Annotated in this window: 17 protein-coding genes; 3 read left to right on the top strand and 14 right to left on the bottom strand. The window is 75.8% G+C overall.

The features are described 5' to 3' along the window. Nucleotides 1-50 precede the first annotated feature (50 nt). The 9 genes from ACFV6D_RS34690 to ACFV6D_RS34650 form a co-directional block, all read right to left on the bottom strand. A complete protein-coding gene (locus ACFV6D_RS34690) occupies nt 51-635 on the bottom strand; it encodes a hypothetical protein (RefSeq protein ID WP_380562765.1) in 585 nt (194 codons plus the stop codon). Nucleotides 636-3,840: 3,205 nt separating this feature from the next. Next, complete coding sequence (locus ACFV6D_RS34685) at nt 3,841-3,999, bottom strand: DUF6760 family protein (RefSeq protein WP_347878560.1); 159 nt, start codon at nt 3,997-3,999, stop codon at nt 3,841-3,843. After that, on the bottom strand, nt 3,996-4,490 hold the full coding sequence (locus tag ACFV6D_RS34680; RefSeq protein ID WP_063346011.1) for a hypothetical protein: 495 nt from the start codon (nt 4,488-4,490) through the stop codon (nt 3,996-3,998). The genes ACFV6D_RS34685 and ACFV6D_RS34680 overlap by 4 nt, the downstream gene beginning before the upstream one ends. Next, complete coding sequence (locus tag ACFV6D_RS34675) at nt 4,487-4,927, bottom strand: phage tail protein (protein WP_063346012.1); 441 nt, start codon at nt 4,925-4,927, stop codon at nt 4,487-4,489. Before ACFV6D_RS34675 ends, ACFV6D_RS34680 begins: the two co-directional genes overlap by 4 nt. 38 nt (nt 4,928-4,965) lie before the next feature. Next, entirely contained in the window at nt 4,966-6,513 is a 1,548-nt protein-coding gene (locus ACFV6D_RS34670; protein ID WP_380494085.1) for a phage tail sheath family protein, read from the bottom strand. A gap of 166 nt (nt 6,514-6,679) precedes the next feature. After that, a complete protein-coding gene (locus tag ACFV6D_RS34665; protein WP_380562763.1) occupies nt 6,680-8,815 on the bottom strand; it encodes an AAA family ATPase in 2,136 nt (711 codons plus the stop codon). Beyond that, nucleotides 8,812-9,573: a DUF4255 domain-containing protein gene (locus ACFV6D_RS34660; protein WP_380562761.1), complete on the bottom strand. Its 762-nt coding sequence runs from the start codon at nt 9,571-9,573 to the stop codon at nt 8,812-8,814. Before ACFV6D_RS34660 ends, ACFV6D_RS34665 begins: the two co-directional genes overlap by 4 nt. Continuing rightward, nucleotides 9,570-12,773 carry a hypothetical protein gene (locus ACFV6D_RS34655; RefSeq protein ID WP_380562773.1) on the bottom strand — a complete coding sequence of 1,068 codons (3,204 nt, stop codon included), beginning with the start codon at nt 12,771-12,773 and terminating at the stop codon, nt 9,570-9,572. The genes ACFV6D_RS34660 and ACFV6D_RS34655 overlap by 4 nt, the downstream gene beginning before the upstream one ends. A 203-nt stretch (nt 12,774-12,976) precedes the next feature. Continuing rightward, nucleotides 12,977-13,702 carry a LuxR C-terminal-related transcriptional regulator gene (locus ACFV6D_RS34650; protein WP_380371178.1) on the bottom strand — a complete coding sequence of 242 codons (726 nt, stop codon included), beginning with the start codon at nt 13,700-13,702 and terminating at the stop codon, nt 12,977-12,979. Nucleotides 13,703-13,941: 239 nt separating this feature from the next. On the opposite strand from ACFV6D_RS34650, the gene ACFV6D_RS34645 reads away from it, so the two are divergent. Then, nucleotides 13,942-15,258, top strand: a complete 1,317-nt coding sequence (locus ACFV6D_RS34645) for a hydrolytic protein (protein ID WP_380483813.1) — start codon at nt 13,942-13,944, stop codon at nt 15,256-15,258. Nucleotides 15,259-15,759: 501 nt separating this feature from the next. Here ACFV6D_RS34645 and ACFV6D_RS34640 read toward each other — a convergent pair. The 4 genes from ACFV6D_RS34640 to ACFV6D_RS34625 form a co-directional block, all read right to left on the bottom strand. After that, nucleotides 15,760-17,187 (bottom strand): RtcB family protein, encoded by a 1,428-nt coding sequence (locus tag ACFV6D_RS34640; protein ID WP_347878507.1) that lies wholly within the window; start codon nt 17,185-17,187, stop codon nt 15,760-15,762. Nucleotides 17,188-17,237: 50 nt separating this feature from the next. Then, a complete protein-coding gene (locus ACFV6D_RS34635; protein WP_380494092.1) occupies nt 17,238-17,693 on the bottom strand; it encodes an archease in 456 nt (151 codons plus the stop codon). A gap of 81 nt (nt 17,694-17,774) precedes the next feature. Then, nucleotides 17,775-19,079, bottom strand: coding sequence for a styrene monooxygenase/indole monooxygenase family protein (locus tag ACFV6D_RS34630; RefSeq protein WP_380562759.1), 1,305 nt, complete (start codon nt 19,077-19,079; stop codon nt 17,775-17,777). 76 nt (nt 19,080-19,155) lie between these two features. Then, nucleotides 19,156-19,908, bottom strand: coding sequence for an alpha/beta fold hydrolase (locus ACFV6D_RS34625; RefSeq protein ID WP_350881847.1), 753 nt, complete (start codon nt 19,906-19,908; stop codon nt 19,156-19,158). A gap of 229 nt (nt 19,909-20,137) precedes the next feature. On the opposite strand from ACFV6D_RS34625, the gene ACFV6D_RS34620 reads away from it, so the two are divergent. Beyond that, a complete protein-coding gene (locus ACFV6D_RS34620) occupies nt 20,138-21,106 on the top strand; it encodes an SDR family NAD(P)-dependent oxidoreductase (RefSeq protein WP_380562757.1) in 969 nt (322 codons plus the stop codon). 76 nt (nt 21,107-21,182) lie between these two features. Here the strand turns inward: ACFV6D_RS34620 and ACFV6D_RS34615 are convergent, their stop codons facing one another. Then, nucleotides 21,183-21,875 carry an AAA family ATPase gene (locus ACFV6D_RS34615; protein ID WP_380562755.1) on the bottom strand — a complete coding sequence of 231 codons (693 nt, stop codon included), beginning with the start codon at nt 21,873-21,875 and terminating at the stop codon, nt 21,183-21,185. A 174-nt stretch (nt 21,876-22,049) separates the two neighbouring features. Between ACFV6D_RS34615 and ACFV6D_RS34610 the strand changes: the two genes are divergently transcribed. Then, on the top strand, nt 22,050-22,540 hold a 491-nt coding region (locus ACFV6D_RS34610; RefSeq protein WP_380562753.1), incomplete at its 3' end, for an AMP-binding protein.

Genomic DNA, 22,540 nt, shown 5'->3' with positions numbered 1-22,540 from the left:
TGCCCACCTGCCACCTGCCACTGCCCGTCTGTCCGCCTCGCCCCGAGCGCTCAGCGACGGCCGTCGTACGGCCGCCCGGCGCGCTCCCTCCCCCTGCGCAACTCCGCGCGCAGCAGCCGTCCGACGGGCTCGATCAGGCGTCGGGCCAGTTCGTCGAGGTCGGCCCCCGACGTGGGCCCGGTCGACGATCCGCCGCCCGGCTGAGCGGGCGGGGCCGCGGTCGGCGGCGGGGACGAGGCGGTGGTCTGGACGGTCACCGGAGTGCGGGCCGGTACGGCGGTCAACGGCACCCCGTGCAACCCCGCCTGCTCCGCCACCCGTTGCAGCACCCGGGCGGTATCGCTCGCCGGCCGCGCCGCCCGGGCCGCCCCGCCGGCCGCCCCCGCCCCGCCCGGGGCGGGCGCGGTCCACGACCACGACCCGGTGCGCAGCGCCGACTCCCCACCCGCCCCCGGTCCGCCGAAGCCGCCCCCCGCGACGCCCGGCGCCCAGGCGCCACCGCCCGGCAGCGGCGGCGCCGCGGACGCGGGCACGGCCGGGCCGGCGGGCCCGGCGACCGGCAGCCGCTGGACCATCGCGGGGACCGCCGGGGACGCCGGGGCGCTCGGCGGGGCGCTCGGCGGGGTGAGTCGCACCAACGGCACGCTCGGAACACGGCCACCGGAGGGGGCAACGGACGCGGACGCAGGACGCCCCCCGCGAGCGGCGGGGACGGCGGGGACGGCGGGGGCTGCGGCAGGCGTCGACGCATCGGCGGAGAACACCGGTCGCACGGTCGGCTCGACCGGGCCGGGGGCGAGGGCAGAGCCGGCAGCAGCGGCAGCGGCAGGGCCCGCGGACACCGAGCGCTGCACGCTCGCAGCGCGCCCGGCACGGGAGGCGCCCACAGCCGCCGGGCCGGCATCGGCCACGACGACCGGGGGTGCTGGACGCTCCCCGCGCCGCACCCGACCGGCGGGAACCACGACAGGCACCGCAGCACCTCGCGGCTCCGCCGACCGGACACCCGGCTCGACAGAGCTCGGACCGCCGGAGACCGACCGCTGCACCGCCGGACCACGGCCGCCACGCTCCACAGCCACCGGCGGCACGGGAGTCTCCCCGCGCCGCACCCGCCCGGCCGGGGCGATGGCGGGCGCTACGGGCTGCCCGTCCGACGCCTCCGGGCGAGATCCCCCGGCCGTCGTCGAACGCTGCACACCCGCCCGCCCCGCAGGAAGAGCGCCGCGCTCCGACCGGCGCGCATCCGCCTCCCTCGGGCCAGTTCCGGGGCCGGCAGCCACCGGACCGGAACCACCAATCGCCGGACCCCGCACACCTGCACGCCCCGAGGGGGCACCACCGCGCCCTGACGGCCGCGGCCCCTGCGCCGCCGAGCCGACCGACGCCGACGAGCGCGCGTCCGCCTTCACCGGGCCGGCGCCGCCGGCCACCGAACGCTGCACGCTCGGACGCCTCACAGCAGCAGAACGCCCTACCGCACCCGCGCCGGCAGAGTCCGCAGAGCTGCCGGACGCCGATCCCCGCGCACCCGCACGCGCCACCACGGCACCCCGCGCACCCGGCACCGCCGGGGCGGTGCCTTCCGGGTCCGAGGGGGATTCCGGGGACGCCGGGCGCGCAGCGTCGGGTCGGCTCGCCTGTGCCCGTCGGGGCAGGCGCAGGACGGCGGCGGCCCGGTGCCGCCAGCTCGCGGGTGCCGCCGGTTCCGGGGCCGACGGCACTTCGGTGCGCACGGGCGGCTCCTGCGGCCAGGCGGCCCTGACCACGGGTGGGGCGGGCGCGGGCACGCGGCCGGACACCGGTGCGGGCGCCGTCGCCGGTGCGGCGAGCGTGGACGCCATGCGGCGCTCGCCGAGCAGGCCGAGCGTGCGGTGGCCCGGCCCGGCCGCCGGACGTGCGGCGGTGCCGCCGATCGGCGAGCGGGCCACGACCAGCGGGCCGGGCTCGCCCGGCGAAGCGGTCGGCCGCACCTCCCGGGCGCCACCGGTACCACCGGCACCACCGGCGCCACCGCTGCGCCGGGCCCGGCGGGCCGGGTCCTGCGGTACCGTCCCAGGGGGAGACTGCGGCCCGGCCGCGGGGCCGGGCTCGGTGGAGCCGCCCTGCCCGCTCGTGTCAGCGCTTCGCGTGCCGGGCGCAGCCGCACGCTGGACTGCCGTGGCGCCCGGCGCGGCGGCGGCCGTGCCCGTGGCGCGAGGAGCGCCTTCCGGGCTCGGGGGCGCCACGCTTCGGCCGGCCGGCTGCGGCGGTGCGGAAGTGGCGGGGGTGGCGGGAGTCGCTGGGGTGTCAGCAGTCGCTGGGGCGCCGTGGCCCGGGGCCGTGGTCCGCCGGACGGGGCCGCGCCGGCCGTCGGCCGTACCGGCGGCCCGTGCTCCGGGTGCCGCACCCGCCGTCGGCGGCAGCGCGGTCAGCGGCGCACCCAGGCCCCCGTGCGTGCGGGCGTTGGACGATTCGGGGCGCGCCTGTTCGGTACGCGGCTGTTCGGTACGCGGCTGTGTGGCGCGCTGCGCGGCGGTCGGACCGCCGCCGGTCTGGACGGCGCGCTGCACGGGGCCGTCCCCGCGCCGTCCGGGCTCGGGGCGGGCTAGGCGGGCCGGGCGCGCCGGGCTGCCCGGTGCCGACGGCTCCGCACCGTCCGACCCGCTCCCCGCCGGAGCAGTCGGCTGCGCGGGCGGGGAGACGATCGGCATCGGCCCGTGCCCGACCCCTGGGCCGGGTACGGGACCGAGGCCTGACGCGCCGTCGGCGTTGAGCCGTGGCGAGGCGCTGGCGGGCAGCGAGGTCAGCGGGGCACCGAGCACGGGTCGGCCCGGCGCGGCGCCTCCCCTCGTGCTGCCTCCCCTCGCGGCGCGCTGAACGGCATTGCCGGTGCTCGGGGTCGGGGCACCGGTCGGCCGCACCGGGGCCGGCTCGGAGGTCTCGGACGGCCGCGCAGTGGCACCCGGCTCCACCACGGGCGGCGCGACAGCGGCGGAACGCTCCACCACCGTCGCAATCGCGGGCCGTTCCACCGGTGCCGCGCCCTCGGGCCGCTCCACCGGCGCGACGGCAGCGGAACGCTCCACCGTCGCCGCGCTCGCGGAACGCTGCACCGGCCGGGGCGGGATCACGGCCACCGCACGCGGCGGCAGCGACCGGGGGCGGGGTGCGGTGGTCAGGGGCTTCCCGACGCGGCGCGACGGGACCGGCCTGGTCGGCTTGGTAGGCCCGGAAGCCGGCGCCTCTGAGCCGTGGGCGGCGGCGGGCGCGGGGGCAGCCGGCGCGGCGCCGCCCTCGGCGGCCACCGCCCGTGCGGGCAGCCGTCGCACCGCGGCGCCGGACCTCTGCACCTGCCGCACCCGACCGAGCCCGCCCGTCGCACCCGGCCCGTCCCCCGCCGAAGCCGAAGCCAGGACCGAATCCGAGGCCGGATCCGAAGCCACCGACGGCGCCACCGCCGGTGCGACGTACGGCAGCACGGGCCCGTCCGCCCCGGCGGAGACCGCCGGGCCGAGGGGCCGTGCCACCGCCCGCAGGATGCCCGCCGGGGCGGACGGCAGGACCGCGTGTCCGAGTGCGCCGGTCAGCGAGGGGTTCTGCCAGGAGGCGAGCCGGGACCGGAACCGCAGGCCGTCGCTGACCCCGCCCGCCGCCCCCGCGAGGGTCGGGGTCAGGGGCGCGACCGCGCGCCAACCACCGTCCGGGGCGGGCACGTCGGCCCGGGGCGCGGGAGCCGCGTCACCCGTGCCGCCCGTAACACCTGAGACACCCGAGGTACCCGGGGCACCCGAAACGCCCGCCTCGCCCGGGCCGCCGGCCTTCCGCCGTCCGAGCCGGTCCCGAATCCCCATCCCGCGCTCACCCGCCTTCGTTGACGCGGGTGTTGATCCGCGCGATCTCCCGCACCCACGCGCGGCGTTCCTGGTGGGACAGGTCGAGGATGTCCTCCCGCTGCCAGTGGAAGTGGTAGGCGATGTACGCGACCTCCTCGTACAGCCGGGTGGTCGCGTACGTCACCATTCCCCCAGGCGCCCACCAGCGAGGTCGACTTCGAAGGCGCCGTCGCAGTGCGGGCAGGTCACCGCGGCGCGGGTGTGGCCCTCGCTGTTGATCCGCTGGTAGAAGTCCTGGAGGAACGCGACGTCGGTGGCGTACATCTGCTCGACGACGCCGGCGTGCACGTCGGTGACGGTGCCGAGCCGGGTGATCACGTGGCTGAGCAGCACGACGCTCAGGTACGCCGGGTTCTCCTTGACCCGCAGGTCGATCTGGGGCATGAGTTCGTCCCGCGCGGTGGCCAGGCGCATGGCGCCGTGCCGGTGCAGGGTGCCCTCGTCGTCCAGGTATCCGCGCGGGAGCTCGAACTCGAACTCCGTGTGCAGTCCGTGCCCCTGGGGGCCCCGCCCCCGCTGCGGCGCGGCGGCCTGCGGGGCCGGGGCCGCGGCGGGAGCGGGGGCGGCTGCCGGAGCCTGCTCCAGGAGTTCGTCGAGGCTGATCCGTCGTCTCATTCGACGGTGATCTCCTCGAACACGATGGTCACCGTCTCGGTCGCGGCGCTGGACTCACCGGCGGTGAGGGTGGGGCCCTCCCACCGGCTGGCCCAGGCGTTCATCAGCTGGATCCGCCGGAGCGTGGCGCCGGTGGTGTCCTTGACCTCGATGGTGAGGTTCTGGCGCGCGGTGTTGATCGCGCCGTTGTTGAGGGTCTCGTTGATCCACTTGGTGAACGCCCCGCTCTTGTCGAGCCCGCGGGTGATCGTCACCTCGCCCGGCAGCCGCGCGCCGGGCTGTTTGCGGACGATCAGCTTGCCCTGCTGGGTCACCTGCTTGTACTCGACGACGTCCTGGTCGACGGTCAGGTTGCTGATCTCCTTGACCGACTCGACGTTGTAGCCGCCGAGTTGGACGCCGAATATGTGTGTGGAGAGCGGATCGCCTTCAGCCATGACTTCCTGTCACCTTCCGGTCTGTGCTGGCCTGCTGGTCACTCGTTGACGAGGCTCGTGCTGTCCGAGAACTGGGACAGCCGGAACACCACGAACTCGGCGGGCTTCACCGGAGCGACCCCGATCTCGCACACCACCTGCCCGAGGTCGATGGACTCCTGCGGGTTGTTCTCACGGTCGCACTTGACGTAGAAGGCCTCCGCGGCCGTCGCGCCGAACAGCGCGCCGCGCCGCCACTCCTCGGTCAGGAACGCCGTGATGTTGCGGCGGATGCTCGACCACAGCCGGTCGTCGTTGGGCTCGAACACCACCCACTGGGTTCCCAGGAGGATGGACTCCTCCAGGTAGTTGAAGAGCCGCCGCACGTTGAGGTAGCGCCACGCCGGGTCCGAGGAGAGGGTCCGGGCGCCCCAGATCCGGATGCCGCGCCCGGGGAAGGCCCGCACGCAGTTGACGCCGATCGGGTTCAGCAGGTCCTGCTCGCCCTTGCTGAGGCGGATCTCCAGGTCCACCGCGCCGCGGATGACCTCGTTGGCCGGCGCCTTGTGCACGCCGCGCTCGGCGTCGCTGCGCGCCCACACGCCGGCGGCGTGCCCGCTCGGGGGGACCATCGTGTTGCGGCCGGTCGCCGGGTCGAACACCTTGATCCACGGGTAGTACAGGGCCGCGTAGCGGGAGTCGAAGCCCGCCTCGTTGTTGCGCCAGTTGCGCATCTGCTGGGCGCTCAGCCCGGGCGGGGAGTCCAGGACGGCGATCCGGTCGCCCATCTGCTCGCAGTGCGACATCACCGCGAGCTGGACGGTCCGCACGCCCTCGGCGTCGATGTCGCCGCGCTGGTAGGCGCTCATCAGGTCGGGCACCGCGACCATGGTGATCTCGTCGATCGCCTCCAGGCCGGAGAACCCGGTGCGGGCCGAGGCGTCGCCGATGTACTCGGCGGGGCTGAGCCGGGTCGTGGCGGCGGGGGCGACCGGCCCGGGCGCGGGGGCGGCGGCGAGGGCGAGCGTCTGGCGCTCCGGGCGGCTCGGCGCGGTGCCCGGCTGCTCGCTGACCGCGACGAGCTTGGACTCGCGCAGCTGGGTGACGACGTAGCCCTTGGTGTTCTTGCGGGTCGAGACGTCGTACGTCTCGGCGACCTCGGTGCCCTTGCGGACCACCAGCCGGAACCGGTCGTCGGGGACGTTCTCGCCCTCGACGTCGGCGATCTCGACGGTCAGGTCGGCGCCCGCACCGGGCAGGGCCGTGAACAGGAAGCCGGCGTGGGCGGTGGGCGCGGGCGCCGATCGGGCGACCGGCGGCCAGCCGCCGGCCGCCTCGCCGCCGGGCTCGCCGATCCGCACGACGTAGACGGCGCCGCCGCCGTTGGCGAAGAAGCCGTAGACGGCGTGGGGCAGGTAGGTGCCTTCGGAGAAGCCGCCGAACTGCTGGACGTACTGGTCCCAGTTGGTCACCAGGGTGGGCTCGTGGAAGGGGCCGGTCTGGGCGAAGCCGACGAGGGCGGCGACGGCAGTGCCGACACCCTCGATCGGCCGGGCACCGGACTGGACCTCCTCCACGTACACGCCCGGGGTGAGGTACGACGGCATGCTCGCTCCTTCGGGGTGGCCGATCATTCGCCACCGAGTCTGCTGCCGGGCCGCCGCCCGCGACATGTCCGCAGGTCCCGGACCAGGGGCAGAGCCGCTGCCCCGGCGGGCACCCCGGCAGGGCCTCACCGGTCGTCAGTCGGCCGGTGGCCTCCCGCCCGCGCGCTCAGGCCCGCCCGGTGCCCCCGGAGGCACGCGACCACGGCCCGAACTCGCTCTCCAGGACCAGCCGGCCGAGCTTGCGGTACTCCCGCTCGACCGCGAACACCAGCTCCGCCATGCCCAGCGGGCGGCCCGTCTCGGCGGCCAGGTAGGCCGCGGTCACCGCGCAGGCCCGGATGGAGCCGCCGGCGAGCTCGAAGTGCCGTGCGCAGAACGCCAGGTCGAGGTCGTCGCCGCGGGGGATCCGCGGGCCCAGGCAGCGCTCCCACAGGGCGTGCCGCTGTTCCTCGTCCGGCACCGGGAACTCCGCGATGACGTCCAGCCGCCGGGTGAACGCCTCGTCGAGGTTGGCGCGCAGGTTGGTCGTCAGCACGGCGATCCCGTCGAAGGACTCCATCCGCTGCAACAGGTACGCCGACTCCACGTTGGCGTGGCGGTCGTGGGCGTCCTTGACCTGCGACCGCTTGCCGAAGATCGCGTCGGCCTCGTCGAACAGCAGGACGGCGTTCACGTGCGAGGCCTCGGTGAAGATCCGCTCCAGGTTCTTCTCCGTCTCGCCGATGTACTTGTCCACGACGGTGGACAGGTCCACGACGTACAGCTCCATGCCGAGTTCGGCGGCGACCACCTCGGCCGACATGGTCTTGCCGGTGCCGGACTCCCCCGCGAACAGTGCGATCACCCCGCGCCCGCGCCCTCCGCCCGGCCGCATCCGCCATTGGCCGAGCACCTGGTCGCGGTGCCTGGCGCGCAGCGCGAGCTCGTGCAGCTGGCGCGCGGTGGGCTCGGGCAGCACCAGGTCGTCCCACCCGACGGCGGGCTCGATCCGGCGGGCGAGGCGGGCGAGCCCCGCCCCGTTCTGCGCCCGCACGGCGGCCCGCAGGTCGTCGGCGGTCACCGGGCGGTGTTCGGCGGCGGCCGTCCTGGTGGCGACCCCGGCGGCCCTGGCCACCTGGTCCTCGTCCAGCTGGTACGGGGCGACGGCCTCGGCCAGCTCGGGGCCGAGCACACCCTCGTACAGCCCTTCCGGTTCACCCGAAGGCTCACCCGCAGGCACACCCGAAGCCCCGCCCAGCGCGTGCGCCCAGCGTTCGGCGCGCTGCGCCGGGTCCAGCGGCGGGGCCACGAGCACCACCGGGCTCTCCTGCGCCCACGTCGGGTCCCACGGGCGCGCCCCGTGCACGAGCAGTGGCACCTCGGCGAGTTCCGCGCAGAGCTCGCGCAACAGCCCGGCCCGCTCCGGGCGTTCGGGTTCGAGCCGCTCCAGCGGGCCCAGCACCACACCGCTGCCGCTCAGCCGCGCCTCCCGGGCGAGCGCCCGGACCACGGCCTCCGGGGGGCGGGCGGCGAGCGCCGTGACGTCGACGACCAGGGCCCGGCGGCCGAGGCCCGCGAGGGCGTCGACCGCGAGCCGTCCGGCGTTGCCGCCCCGGTCCAGCAGGTGCACCAGTCCGCCGCCGTTGGCCACGGTGGCGCGCAGCCGGCGCGCGGCCTGCGGCGGGGTGCCGGCGCCGGCCCGGCCGACGCGGACCAGCCCGCGCAGCGCGCCGTCGGGTTCGTCCGAGCCGAGCAGATGGGCCGTCACCCGGTCGGGCAGGCGCAGGCCCCGGGAGAGCAGCGGGCGCTCCGGTTCGGTGATCTCCAGCAGGCCGCCGGCGATCAGCGGGGCCTGGGCGGTGAAGCGGAACCGGCCGGCGCCCGCCCCGGACCGCCCGCACAGTTCGAGCGCGAGCCCGATGGTCGGCCGGCGCAGGGTCAGGTCGTCGTTGAGGTACCCGTAGAGCCGTTCGAAGCGGGTGTCGAGGTCGGGGGCGAGTGCCACCAGCAGGAGTTCGAGGTCCAGCGGGAGCAGTCCGAAGCCGTCGACGAGCCGTTCGGTCCTCGATCCGGGCGGTGGCGGCGGCGGTTCTCCGAGGTCGGCGCCGGACCGGCCCGTCGCGGCGGGCGCCGCGAGGATCCGTTCCGCCGCCTCCGGGGTGAGGTACTGGCCCCGGTACGGGTCGTCCGGGTCCGGGTCGTCGGCCCTGCGCTCGCGGACGGCGGCCCGGATCCGCTGTTCGAGGCGGCTCAGCCGCTCCCACAGGTCGTCCAGGTCGGCGGCGGGCCCGCTGGTGGCCGCCGGTTCCAGGTCGAGGGTCATCGCGGCGCACCGCCGCGCCGTCTGCGGCCGGGCGGCAGCCGGCGTTCCCGGGGCGCGGCGAAGCCGTCCGCGCCGGGGTCCGTGCCGCCCTCGTAGCGCAGCCGGCGGCCCGGGTCGGCCGGGTCGACCGAGTCGGCTGTGGCCTCCGGGGCGTCCTCGTCCCTCTCGCCGCCCTCGCCGTCCTTGCCGCTCTTGTCGACGGCGCGCAGCACGAGCCCGTCGGTGACCGGGGGCCCCGCCGGGGCACGCTGGCCGGACAGCGGGGCGAGCACCCTGAGGTCGATCGAGGGTTTCAGCTCGCCGCCGAGGGCCGACCACACGTCGGACACCGACGGCATGCCCTCGCCGCGCCCGGCAGTCTCCAGCCCGACGGTGAGCCCGAGTTCGGCGAGCGTGCCGGTGAGCAGGCGGGCGGGCAGCGCGTCGGTGGCCGTCAGGCAGCGGAGCACCTCCGACAGCAGCCGGTGCTCGTCCTGGGCCCGGTTGGTCCACGCCGTGACCAGGTAGGCCAGTTCGAACCAGCGGGGCGCGCTGCGCCAGGCCACGACCACGCCGTCGGCGTCGTGCTGCTCGGCGGAGCCGGCCTGGCGGCGGGACACGTCCTCGCGGATGCCGTAGAGGAAGACGCTGACGGTGGGGGCGTTGCGCCGGGCGGCCCAGTCCCGGGTGGGCGAGTCGAAGACCAGCTCGATCCCGCGTTCCTGGAGGCCGCTCTCGATGAGCAGGAGGCGCAGCGCCTCGTCGACTTCGTGGATCACCGCCGCTGCACCTCCCCCGGCGGGCCGACGCTGCCGACCACCACGAGGAAGGGGGTGGTCACCGGGGAGAAGCCGGGGCCGCTCGCGGTGATGGTCCGGGGGCCGGTCTCGTCCTTGGCGAGGATGAGCAGCTGGCCCGCGAAGGTGCCGTCGGCCTTGGGGATGGTGGGTGCCGCGGCGGCGGTGATGCCGGGCGTCCAGGTGAGGGTCACCGGGGTGCCGGGCGGGAAGTCCAGGCCGCGGACGGAGGTCACGAAGCCGGGCTTGCCGATCGGCGGCACCGCGACGATGCGGGGCTGGAGGATGCGCAGCGGGGTCCGCGCGACGTGGTCGCCCGGGGTGGCGTCCGTGCCGGTGGTGGTCAGGACGGAGGTGATGGTGGTGTCCAGGGTCGCCTCGGGTGCGAGCACCACCTGGACGACGGCGCTGCCGCCCGGGGGCAGGTCGGCCACGTCGCAGACGCCGCCGGTGCAGCCGGGGGGCATCGGCCCGGTGGGGACGCCGGCGGGCAGGCCGAGCGAGACGCGCAGTCCGGTGGCGAGGGCCTGGCCGTCGTTGCGCACGGTGTAGGTGACGGTGACCCGGCCGCCGACGTATCCGGGGTTCGGCTGGGCGCCGACCGTCACGGCCGGTCCGGCCTTCGGCGCGGGCGGCGCCGGCTGCGGTGCGGGGGCGGGGGCAGGGGCGGGGGCGGGGGCGGGCGGCGGTGGCGGGGCCGGCGGTGAGGAGACGGGCGGTGTCGGGGTCTGGGTCGGGGTCTGGGTCGGCGAGGCAGTCGGGGTCTGGGTCGGGGACGGGCTCGGGGACGGCGACGCGGCCTGGACGGGTACGACCGTCTGCGCGATGTTGTCCTCGGGCTTCGGGTCGACCACCGCCCCGGTGACCCACCAGCCGAACCGCTGGTCGCCGGCCACGGTGCCGACGACGGTGGCGGCCACCTGGACGACCGCGCCCGGGGCCAGGGTGCCGAGTTCGCACCGGAGGGCGTCGGCGGCGCAGGTGCCGGCCGTGGCCTTGAGCCCGGTGAGCCGGGCGCCCGTCGGCACGGACGCGGTGAGCGCGGTGCCGGGCGAGGGCGCCGGGCCGTGGTTGGTGACGGTGATGGCCACCGTGGTGGAGTCCCCGATCTGCATCGGGATGGTGGCGGCCGGCGCGCTCAGCGACAGGTCGACGGACTGCTGGACGCTCGGCTCCTTCTGCCGCCCCGGCAGCCTGGAGTTGACGGAGGTGAGCCGACCGGTCGCGAAGTCGTAGCTCTGCAGCGCCTCCGGCGAGTTCGCCGGCAGGGCCCGGCGGGAGGTCAGCACCAGCTGTCCGCCGTCCGCCGTCCAGGCGACGTCGCGGGGCTGGAACGGGCCGGTGGCGGAGGTGTCCGGCAGCGGGCGGCGGCAGGCGTTCCGGTCCTGGCTCAGTCCGGCGGGCAGGATCACCGTGCAGCCGTCGCCGGTCGCCGAGCTGACGAGGACTCCGTTCTGCTGGTTGAGCCCGCCGTCGCCGGTCTTGCGGTTGAAGGCGACGCGCCGGCCGTCGGGCGAGAACGCGGGGCTGTCGTCGATGACGTCGCAGGCGCCCGGGCAGGCCCTGCGGCTGAGGTCGGTGGGCCGGTCGAGGGCGTTGGCGGGCACGGTCCAGACGTGCTTGTTGCCGCCGTTGCCGTTGATGACCTCGGTCCTGGTGTAGGCGATCAGTTTGCCGTCGGGGGACCACGAGGGTTGGGCCAGGGAGGCGGCCGGCTGGTTGTTGGTCGGTTCGACGGTGCCGATGATCGCGCCGGTCGACACGTCCGCGATCAGCACCCGTCCGGGGCCGGAGGCCGTCCCGACGCCGCCGGGCGAGGTCCTGGTGAAGGCCATCAGGCGGCCGTCGGGCGAGAGCTCCGGGTCGGTGTCCCAGTCCTTCGGCCCGCGCCCGGCGAGGTTCATCGGCTTCGGGTCGGAGCCGTCGGCGCCGGTCTGCCAGATCCGTTCGATCCGGCCGGCGGGCGAGTCCTCGAAGCGGGTCAGCACGATCCGCCGGCCGTCCGGCGTGTAGGTCTGCCGTTCGAACCACGGGTCGTAGCCAGGGCGGGGGTTGAACAGGGGGTCGGCCGCGGGGTCGGTGTTGGTGTCGGCGGCCGGGTCCTCCCGGAGCACGCTGACGCCCAGGTCGCGCGGGTCCGCTCCGTCGGGGCGGATGTCCGACAGGTCGGCCACGTCGGGGGTGTCGGCGCTGTTGCGGTCCACGACGGGCCCGCCGCCCTTCTGGGGGCCGAGCCAGACCGGTGTGCGGACGGCGCGGTCCTCGCTCGCCACCAGTTCGGCCCCGCCGCAGAAGCAGGTCAGGGCGCGGTACACGTTCTCGTACGGCGTCGGGTCGGCGTTGAGCCGGTTGGGGCTGAGGAAGAGCACGCCGCTGCCGTCGGGCAGCCAGCCGGCGGACCTGGTCCGCCAGTCGCCGCCGATGCCGGGGAAGAACGCCCGGTCGTTGGTGCCCTCGGGCGAGATCACCCGCAGCTGCGGCCCGGTCTGGCCGGCCTGGTCCCAGGTGTAGACGATCTGGTCGCGCAGGTCGGGGGCGTCCACCGGGTTCCACGCCGGTTCGACGGCGTTGCCGGCGGTCACCGCGGTGATCCGCCGCGCCGCGCCGCCGGCCAGCGGCATGACGTAGACCTGGGTGTGTGCCGGGTCCACGTCGCAGGTGTAGGCGACCCACTTGCCGTCGGGCGAGACCGTCGGGTGCGCCTCGGAGTCCGCGGTGTCGGTCAGCCTGCGCAGGCCGGTGCCGTCGGTGTTGACCACCCAGAGGTCCCGCTGGGTCTGCCCGTTGCGTCCGCCGGGCTCCACCGCGTCGAACACGACGGTCCTGCCGTCCGGGGTGAGCGTCGGCTCCGCGGTGTCCATGCCGGTGGTGAGCCGGCGCACCGCGCCCGACGCCTCACGCAGGTAGACCTGGGGCAGCGGGCCGTCCCGCAGGCTGGTGAACACCAACTGGTCGCCGCGCGCGGAGGGTTCGGTGTCGAAGTGGACGGGGCCGGGCCCGAACAGCGACGCGCTCGACGTCGGCCCGGTCAGCCGCGCCAGGCTGCGGTGGCCGGTGCCGGCGTAGACGATCCGTCCGCTCTCCGCCGTGGCCCCGGCGGCCACCGGGGCGGCGCCTCCTCCGTCGCCGTCGGAGTTGGCGGTGCCCAGCGTCACCACGGCCACGGCCAGGGACAGCAACATCGCGACGGCGGCTCGCGCCGAGCGCCGCAGGGGGCGGGGAGTGCCGGTGGCGCCGATCACGCTCAACCTCACAGACCGAGAAGGCGGTACGTCCGGCAGTCTCCCCGGCCCGGGCGCGCGGGCGACAGGCCCCTGGCACCCGAGCCGGGGGTAGCGACCGGTGCCCCTGAGGGCAATCCGGCGCCGACGCTCCGGCTGCGTCCTCAGATGAGGCCGTGGCGCATCGCGTACCCGACGGCGTGGGCGCGGTTGCGCAGTCCCAGCCGGGTGGTGATCTCGTGCAGCACGTTCTTGACCGTGCGTTCGGAGTACGAGGTCTCGGCCGCTATCTCACTGGTGTCGAGGCCGTCGGCGACCAGCCGGAGCATCTCCGCCTCGCGCGCGGTCAGGGTCGACAGGGTCAGGCCGCGCGGGTCGAGCATGGTGCGCTGGAGGCTGCCGACCCGGTCGAGCAGCTTGCCGAGGAGGTCCCCCGGCATGACTCCCTCGCCGTTGGCCAGGGCGGTGATGAGGTGGACGAGCCGGTCCTGGTCGGCGTCCGAGCGGCGCAGCACGGCGCCGACGCCGCACTCGATGATGGTCTGCAGGCCGCCGGCCTCGAAGTGGCCCACGACCAGCCCGGTCCGGCTCTGCGTGTTGAGGCGCAGCCGGCGCAGCCGGTCGGTCACGGCGTCGTTCAGCCCGTCGACCACCATCAGGGAGACCTGGGCGCGCGCGACGTCGCCTTCGGCGAGCAGTTCCACCTCCGGCCGCTGCCTCAGCTGCTGGACGACGCCCGTGTGCAGGATGATGTCCTCCGCGTACACCGCCACCTGGACCCGGCCGGGCTTCACGTTCACGCGCACCGTGGCGGGTTCGGCCGATCCACGCGGTCGGGCCTGGACGGACCTGGTCGCCCCGACGGCCTCATGGGTGGTGGTCTCGATCATCGTCATCCAACTGTTCCGTTCTGCTTCGTCTGCGTCACCGGACGCATGGTGAGGACGGCCGGGCGCCATGTCATGGAACCGGCCGCGGGTGTTGCCGGGGGGGCGGGGTGGGGAGCGTTGGCTGGGGGCGGGGCATCGGCCCCGGGCAGGGCCCGGTTGTTCCCGCGGGCAAGGGGTGTGCCCGCGGCTTGCCCGCGGGGCTCTCTCCTGGGGGTGTCCTCCGGTCCTACCGTCACGGCATGACCGCATCCGCCGAACTCGGCCTTCCCGCGCTGACGGTGTCGCCCGGAGACGTGGCCACGACGACCCTGACGGTACGCAACGACACCGATATCGTTGAGGCGTACTCGCTGGAGGTGGTCGGGGCCTGCGCTTCGTGGACGACGGTCGAGCCGGCCCGTCTCTCGCTCTTCCCGGGGACGTCCGAGACGGTGACGATTCGGCTCGCCCCGGCCCGCTCGCACGAGGTGCGGGCGGGTGAGTTCCCGCTCGGCATCCGGGTGTTGCCCGCCGAGCGCCCCGAACTGGTGACCGTGCCGGAGACGACCGTCACCGTGACGCCGTTCCGGGAGCTGCGCGCCGCGCTCGCTCCCCGGCGCCGCCGGGGCTGGCTCCGCGCCCGCTACCGGACGTCGGTGCGCAACCTCGGGAACACGGCGGCCGTCGTGACGTTCGCCCCGGCGCAGCCCGGCGAGGACGTGCGCTTCGGGTTCGCCCCGGAGCGGCTGCGACTCGCACCGGGCGAGTCCGCCGAGACCCGGCTGCGGGTGCGCGCGCGCAAGTTGATCTGGTTCGGCAAGCCGGCCACCTGGCCCTTCGAGGTCACCGTCGGCCAGGAGGGCGAGGCCGCCAAGCCGGACGGCCCGCAGCCGGCCGAGCGGCAGCACGTGCTGGAGGGCGAGTTCGTCCAGCACGCGCTGCTGCCCAAGTGGCTGCTCGCGCTCATCGCGGCGCTGATCGCGCTGGTGCTGGCCTGGCTCACGCTGGTCCGGCCGGCGGTGCGCAGTTCCGCGAAGCAGGCCGCCGACAAGGCCGTCGAGCAGAAGGCCGCCTCGTTCACCCCGGCCCCCGTCGCGGCCCCGCCGGCCCCGGTCCCCGGGGCGACGCCGAGCGGTCAGGGGCAGCAGGGCGGCGCTGCGGGCGGCGGCTCCGGCGGTGGTTCGGGCGGCGGCTCCGGCCGCTCGGTCCCGGGGACGGAGCAGCAGTTCTCCACGACGGTCGACGTGGCCACCAACACCGGCGGCTCCGCGGTGGGCGCCTACCGGGTGGACCACGGCAAGGTCTTCCGCATCACCGACATCGTCGCCGCCAACTTCCAGGGCGACCAGGGGCTGTTGACCATCAAGTTCGGCGAGCAGACGATCACGACCATCGCCTTGGAGACCTTCCGTAACCAGGACTATCACTGGGTGACTCCCATCGAGGTCCCCGAGGACCAGACGGTGACGGCAAGCGTGGTCTGCCAGCAGCCGGGTACACCCGCCTCGGGGAAGCAGGCCACCCAGTGCCACGAACTGCTGAACGTCAGTGGGCAGTTGAGCGATATCAAGCGCTGAAACCGCACCTCTCCCTCACTTCTCTTTCACACCATGCACCTGTCAATGGAGTGCGACATTACCGGCGGGTTCAGTAGTCGTTTCTAACACCAACCCGGCCTTGATGGGACAGAGAGTGACGTGAGTGACACCCGCCCGGAAGCCCGGCGGACGCCTTAGGGCCCGCCAGGACCGGGCATCCGCCCGAACGGGCAAGCGGAGCGGCCCGTTCGTACAGTGGATCCTGCCCTTTCGCCCATGCCTGACACCTCGTCAATCATGCTGCCCGAAAGCCGGATCGCCAACCGGTCGGTCGGTCAGAAACGGGCGAACAGCCCGTCCGGGTGCCGGTCGACGGCCGTCGGCCCAGCCGGGGGCACCGACTGGCTGTAGCGCTCGGTGAGCGACCGCAGTTCGATCACCGGCCGGTCGCCGTCCCGGTTCCGGTCCCGGCCCCGTCCGCCGGCATCGCCCACGTCCGGTGGGCCCGGGTCCGGTGGGCCCGGGTCCGGTGGGCCCGGGTCAGCCCTTGACCACGCCCAGCGGCACCAGGCGGGCGACCGGCCGGGCCAGCCCGGCGGCCTCGGTGGCGGCTGCCACCGCGTCGACGTCCTTGTACGCCTGGGGAGTCTCCTCCGCCAGCGCCCGCCAGGAGGCCGGCCGCACCGCGATGCCGCGCGCCTCCAGTTCGCCGCGCAGCTGCTCGCCGCGCACCGTCCGCAGCGCCTGGTGGCGGCTCCACACCCGCCCGGCCCCGTGGCAGGCGGAGCCGAAGGCCTCGTTGCCGGGCAGCCCGACCATGACGTACGAGGCGGTGCCCATCGTCCCCGGCACCAGCACCGGCTGTCCGGCCCGCAGGAGGTCGGCGGGCAGACCGGGGTCGCCGGGCGGTAGCGCCCTGGTGGCGCCCTTGCGGTGGACGCACAGCCGCCGCGGGACGCCGTCCACGTCGTGGGTCTCCAGCTTGGCGAGGTTGTGCGACACGTCGTACACCAGCTCCAGGCCGACCCCGAGGGCGGTGGCGAAGGCGCGGCGGGCCGCCTCGGAGAGCAGCTGCCGGTTGGCCCGCCCGTAGTTCGCCGCGGCGACCATGGCGCCCAGGTAGGCGCGGCCGCGCGGCGAGTCGACCGGGGTACAGGCGAGCTGGCGGTCGGGGAGCTCGATCCGGTGGCGCTGCAGGTCGCGGTCCATGGCGTGGACGTGGTCGGTGCAGATCTGGTGGCCGAGGCCGCGCGAGCCGCAGTGGATCATGACGCACACCTGGCCGGGCCGCAGTCCGAACGCCGCCGCCGTCTCCGGGTCGTCCACCCGGTCGACGGCCTGGACCTCCAGAAAGTGGTTGGCCGAGCCGAGGCTGCCGACCTGCTGCAGGCCGCGCTCGACGGCCCGGGTGCTGACCTCGCCCGGGGCCGCGCCGGCCAGGACGCCACCGTCCTCGCAGCGCTCCAGGTCGCGCGGCACCCCGTGGCCGTGCTCGACGGCGTAGCGGGCGCCGCCGAGCAGCAGGTCGTCCAGTTCCTCCGGTCCGGACAGCCGCCACAGGCCGCCCCGGCCGAGGCCGCGCGGCACGGTGCGGTCGAGCAGGTCCATCAGGCGGGTGATCCGCTCGGGGTCGAGTTCGTCGCGGTCGACGCCCGCGCCCAGCAGCCGGACCCCGCAGGAGATGTCGAAGCCGACTCCGCCGGGCGAGATCACCCCGCCCTGGTCGACGTCGGTCGCGGCCACCCCGCCGATCGGGAAGCCGTAGCCCCAGTGCACGTCGGGCATCGCGAAGGAGGCGCGGACGATGCCGGGCAGGGCCGCCACGTTGGCCACCTGCTCCAGCGCCTTGTCCCCGGCGGCCTGCGGCAGCAGCGCGCGGCTGGCGAAGACCACGCCCGGCACGCGCATCGGCGGGCGCGGTTCGATCCGCCAGCGGCAGCGGCCCGCCTCGACCAGTGCGATCTCCACTTCGCTCACCCCGTTCCGTGCCCGTTCCGCCCGGTGTCGCCCCGACCCGCTCAGACGTCCACCGTCACCCGGCAGGTCCAGCCGTCCGGGCCGGCGCGCAGGTCCAGGTCGTGCAGCGAGACGGCCTTCGGCACGGCGCCGACCAGGGCCGCGGTGGCGGCGTCCGCCATCCGGAAGCGGACCTCGACCGTCCGGGCGCCGTCCAGACCGCGGATCGGGCCGAGCGCCAGCCCGGCGGGGAGTTCGCCGTCGGCGTCCATCCGGTAGACGACCTCCTCCAGGACGCCCGCGAGCAGGTCCGCGTCGCTCACCGCGAGGACGGTGCAGCCGCGCTCGCCGACGATCCGCGCGCCGGAGAGGTCCGCGAAACCGCCCACGACGGCGTGCACCAGCTCGCCGATGCAGCCCTCGGCCGTCGGCGCCCAGGCCTCCACCCGCAGGTCCGCCGTGTGCGGCACGGTCCGGTGGCCGCTGCCGGCACGCCCCGCGGGTCCGCGACCGTCCACGAACGACGCCTCCCGCCCCCGTTGACGTTTCCCCCTCCAGCCTCGTCCCGCGGGGCACCCGGAGGCAACCCGGGCCGGACCCTAATCGCGGACCGAGGCGAGGTAGGCGGCGGTCAGGTCGGGGGTGGCCAGCCAGGCGGCGTGGTCGCTCGGCTCCGCGTAGGTGTTGGCGAGCCGGCGGGCGACCGTCTCGTACTCGGCGGCGGCCGCGAACACGCCCTGCACGTGGTCCGGCACGGTGAGCATCGCGGCGGTGAACTCGACCGCGTGCCGGGCGTGTTGCCGCCAGAAGCGCTCTGCGGTGCGGCACATCCAGTCCGCGGTGTAGGGGGCCTCGCCGTGCTCGACGATCGCCCGCAGGTACGCCTGTGCCGCCCGCGCGGCGCTGTTGGCGCCCTGGCCGGCGATCGGGTCGTTCACCACCACCGCGTCGCCGAGGCCGAGCACGTGGACGGCGTCGACGCCGGTGCCCAGCTCCGCCACCGGCCGCCGCACCACCGGGGTGACGGCGCCGGACAGTCCGGCCCCGGCATCCGTCGGCTCGGCGTCCGCCCACAGCTCCGCCTCCCACGGCAGGTACTCGCGCAACAGGACGCGGATCCGGGCGAGTTGGGCGTCGGGCGCCGGGGCGTCGCGGAACGCGTCCAGCGGCCCGCCGGGCAGCGCCTCCCACAGCAGGATCGCGCACGGGCCGGAGAGGGTCAGGGCCGGTTGCAGGTACAGCTCGCCCAGACCGGGCAGCGCGTGCATCCGCGCCCGCGGCTCGGTGGCCGGATCCGGCGAGCCCACCCCGTGGACGTACAGGCAGGACAGCGCCCGCTGCGGCCGGTCGAACGGCGAGCGGGCCGCGTCGCGTTCGAAGATCCCGGCCAGTTCGCCGCGCCCGGCCGCGACCACCGTCAGCTCGTGCCGGCGGGCGAGCTCGCGCAGGCCGTCCCGGTCCAGCGAGCGGTACTCGACCCGGCCGCCGCGCTCCTCCAGCAGTTCCAGCCAGCGCGCCAGTTTCAGCCGCTGGTCCACCGACTGGGCGGGCCCGTCGAGCGTCATGGTGAACTCCAGCGCCCGCACCCCGGGCGGCACGGCGAGCACCGACCGGACGGCGCGGACCGCCGGCGCCTCGCCCGCCCACAGGTCCAGCCCGGCCGCCGCCTCGGTCCGCAGTGCCGGTCCGAACATCGCCTGGGTGGACAGCACCCGCCCGCCGCACACCTGCTCGGGGGTGCGCTCGGCGACCAGCGTCACCTGGTAGCCGGCCGCCACCAGCCCCAGCGCGAGCTGCAGGCCGGCCTGGCCCGCTCCGACGACGGCGATCCGGCGCATGGCGGCCTCCAGGGTGGGTGGTCTCGGCTGACGGTGCCGCCGGCGGATCGGCTGACGGCCCGTCACGCAGGCACAGTAGCCGAGCCGCCGGGGCACGTCACCGGGGCCTCACCGGCACCGGCCACGCCCCGGCGCGGCCGGCTCAGCCGCGCAGGTGCGCGGTGAGCACCTCGACCACGGCCGCGGTCTGGTCCGCCACGTAGAAGTGCCCGCCGGGGAAGACCCGCAGGTCGAAACCGCCGGTGGTGTGCCGGTCCCACTGGGCGGCCTGGTCGACGGTGGCGTTCTGGTCGGTCTCCCCCACCAGCGCGGTGATCGGCTGCGGCACGGTCGCCTCCGGCGCGCAGCGGTACGTCTCGATGGCGGTGTAGTCGGCCCGCAGCGCCGGCAGGATCAGCTCGCGCAGCGCCGGGATGGTGAGGATCCGCTCGTCCGTCCCGCCGAGGCGCACGATCGTGTCGAGCAGCCCGTCGTCCGGCAGCCGGTAGACGGCGGTCTCCCGGGGCAGCGAGGGCGCGCGGCCCGCCGAGACGAACAGCCGCTCGGGCCCCGGGAGGCCGTCGCGGGCGAAGCATCGGGCGGTCTCGAAGGCGACGGCCGCGCCCATGCTGTGCCCGAAGAAGGTCAGCGGCCGGTCCGTCCACTCGCGCAGCTCCCGGTAGAGCTGCTCGGCGAGCTCCAGCACCGAGTCGATCGCCGGTTCGGCGAAGCGGTTCTGACGGCCCGGATACTGGACGGTGAGCACGTCGGCGTAGGGCGCGAGCGCGTTGGCGTACTCCATGTAGTAACTGGCGGAGCCGCCCGCGTGGGGGAAGATCACGATCCGGGCGGGGGCGGAGTCGGACGGACTGAAGCGGCGGAACCACGGGTTGTCGACGGCGGCACTGCTGGACATGCGGATGCTGACCTCTCTCCGTGACGAACTCTGCTGCGCCTAGTCTCGCAGGGCCCCGACCGCCGCGGGTCCGAAACCCGGCGGTTCGACGATCTTGAGGCCCGACGGCGGTGACGGCGATCTGTCAGCGATCTGCCGGTCAGGCCTGTGATCGTGGGGCTGTCGGCGCGGCCGCGGTCTCGAATCGCGGGTGGCCCGGCAGCCCCGAATACGCCAGGAGGCCATCAGCATGTCGTCCACAACCCGTAACCGGCCGTGGGACGTTCACCGGCCGTGGGACGTTCACCGGCCTCCGGCCGCCGTCGGCAGGAGCGTCCTGGTCACCGGGGGCAACGCCGGAATCGGCTACTTCGTCGCCGAGCAGCTCGCCGGGGCGGGCGCCGTGGTCGTGCTCGGCAGCCGGGACGCCGGTCGGGCCGGGGCCGCCATGGCGTCGATCCGCTCCCGCGTCCCCGGCGCCGTGGTGCGCCACCTCCCGCTGGACCTCGCCGACCTGCCCTCCCTGCGGGCCGCCGTGGACGGGCTCGCCCTCGACCACCTCGACGCGGTCGTCCACAACGCCGGGGTCGCGCTGGACGATCCGCCGCGCCGGGAGACCGGCGCCGGGCACGAGCTGATGTTCGCGACCAACCACCTCGGGCACGTCGTGCTCACCCGCTGGCTGGCCCCCCTGCTCGCGGCCGCACCGGCGGGCCGCATCGTGACGGTCGGCAGCTTCGCGGCCCGCTCGGAGCGGCTGGACCTCGCCGACCTCCAGTCGGCCGTGGACTACCGGCCCAAACGCGCCTACGGCCGCTCGAAACTGGCGCAGATGACCTTCGGCCTCGAACTCGACCGACGCCTCCGCGCCGCCGGCAGCACCGTGCTCAGCCTGCTGGCGCACCCCGGCGGCGCACTCGACTCGCTCACCCCGCCCCGCCCGCCGGTCCACACCCGGACCGTCGGCGAAGGACTGCGCGGCCTGCCGGCCGGGCTCCTCCTCCAGGGCAAGGACCACGGCGCGTGGCCGATCGTCCGGGCCGTCCTCGACCCGCAGGCGCAGGGGGGCCAGCTCTGGGGGCCCCGGGTCTTCGGCCTGCGCGGCGCCCCCCGCCTCGAACCCGCCCAGCCCCACCTGACCGACCGCACCGTCGCCGCCCACCTCTGGGACGCCACCTGCCGACTCGCCGCCATGGACCCCCACCTCGGCCTCCTCTGACCACCGTTTCGGCCAGGGGACTTCACCGTTCCCGGCGCTCAGGCACTGCCCCCGGCCACCGCCCCCGCCGGGGGCCTCACCGGGCCGGGCCGAAGTGGACGGCTGTGGCGCGGGAGCGGGAGGCGGTGTCGAGGAGCAGGACGGACGCCGCTTCCGGGGCCGGGGTCGGCGCGCCGGAGCGCGTGTGGCGGGTGAAGGCGGCGAACAGCTGGTCCAGGCCCCGGCGGTGGCGGGCGAAGACCCGGGCGGAGGCGTGGCGGCCCCGGGCACGCTGGCCGTCCAGCGCGGTGGCGGCACCGACGTCGAGCAGCACCAGGTGCAGTTGCCGGCCCTGCCGGGCGGCCTCGCGGGCGAGCCAGCGGCGCATCCAGGCGCGGCTGCCGCAGTCGTGCACCAGCAGTGGCCCGCCGCGCCGCACGGAGGAGCGCAGCAGCCGGACGTGCTCCAGCCGGGCCCAGGGCCGGTAGACCGCGTACGGCAGGCGCGCGGGCATGACCGCCTCGCAGGCCTCGTGCACGGCGCGCGGGTCGACGGTCGGCACCGCCCCCGCCCCGGACCAGCGCCGCAGCAGCGTGCTCTTGCCCGCGCCCGGCAGGCCCGACACGACCACGACGGCGTCGGGCGGGTAGCCCACGGTGAACGCCGCCCCCGCGACGCCCCGCAGGTCGAGGACGCCGTGCGGGCGCTCCTCGGCCCCCTGCCCGCCCGGCGCCTCGGCCGTGCCCGTGCCCGTGCTGGTACTGGTACTGGTACTGGTACTGGTGCCCACGTGTCCCCCGTCCCTGTCCGACGGGGAACCCTAACAACTCCCGGCCGCGGGTACGGCACTCCGGTCCGGTCACGGCAGGACGCCCCGGCAGCGGCCCCTACCCCCGGGATCCCCGCGCCGCTGCACCACCGCACCCACCCTAAGCTGACGTCCCATCAGACAGGAGGCCGCAGCATGGCGGAGTCGGGGCCGACGTACACCGGGCTGGTGTTGGCGGGGCTGGAGCGGGATCCGGGGCGGGTGGCGATCCGCTGGGGGGAGGAGGCGCTGACCGCCCGGGAGTGTCTGGACGGGGTGTACCGGACGGCGCGGGCGCTGGCGGGTGCCGGGCTCGGGCGCGGGGACGGGGTGACGGTGCTGGCCGGGAACCGGCCGGAGGCGGTGCTGGTGCGGTTGGCCGCGAACCTGCTGGGCTGCCGGGTCGCGATGCCGCATCCGGACGGCCCGGTCGGGGAGTCGGTGGCGCTGGCCGGGTTCGCCGGGACGTCGGCGCTGGTCTTCGATCCGGCCCGCTGCCGGGCCGCCGCCCGGGAGGCCCGAACGGTCGTCAGAGAGCCGAGGCCGCGGGCGTGGTCGGTGCGCGGCTCCCGGGCCAGTCCCGAGTCCACGACGACCCGCACGCCGGGGACGGTCAGTGACGACTCGGCGACCGATGTCGCCAGCAC

The sequence above is a fragment of the Kitasatospora sp. NPDC059812 genome (genome assembly GCF_042732075.1).
Lineage (GTDB): Bacteria > Actinomycetota > Actinomycetes > Streptomycetales > Streptomycetaceae > Kitasatospora.
Note: the sequence above shows the minus strand (reverse complement) of the source record. Positions and strands in the feature narration are given on the sequence as shown.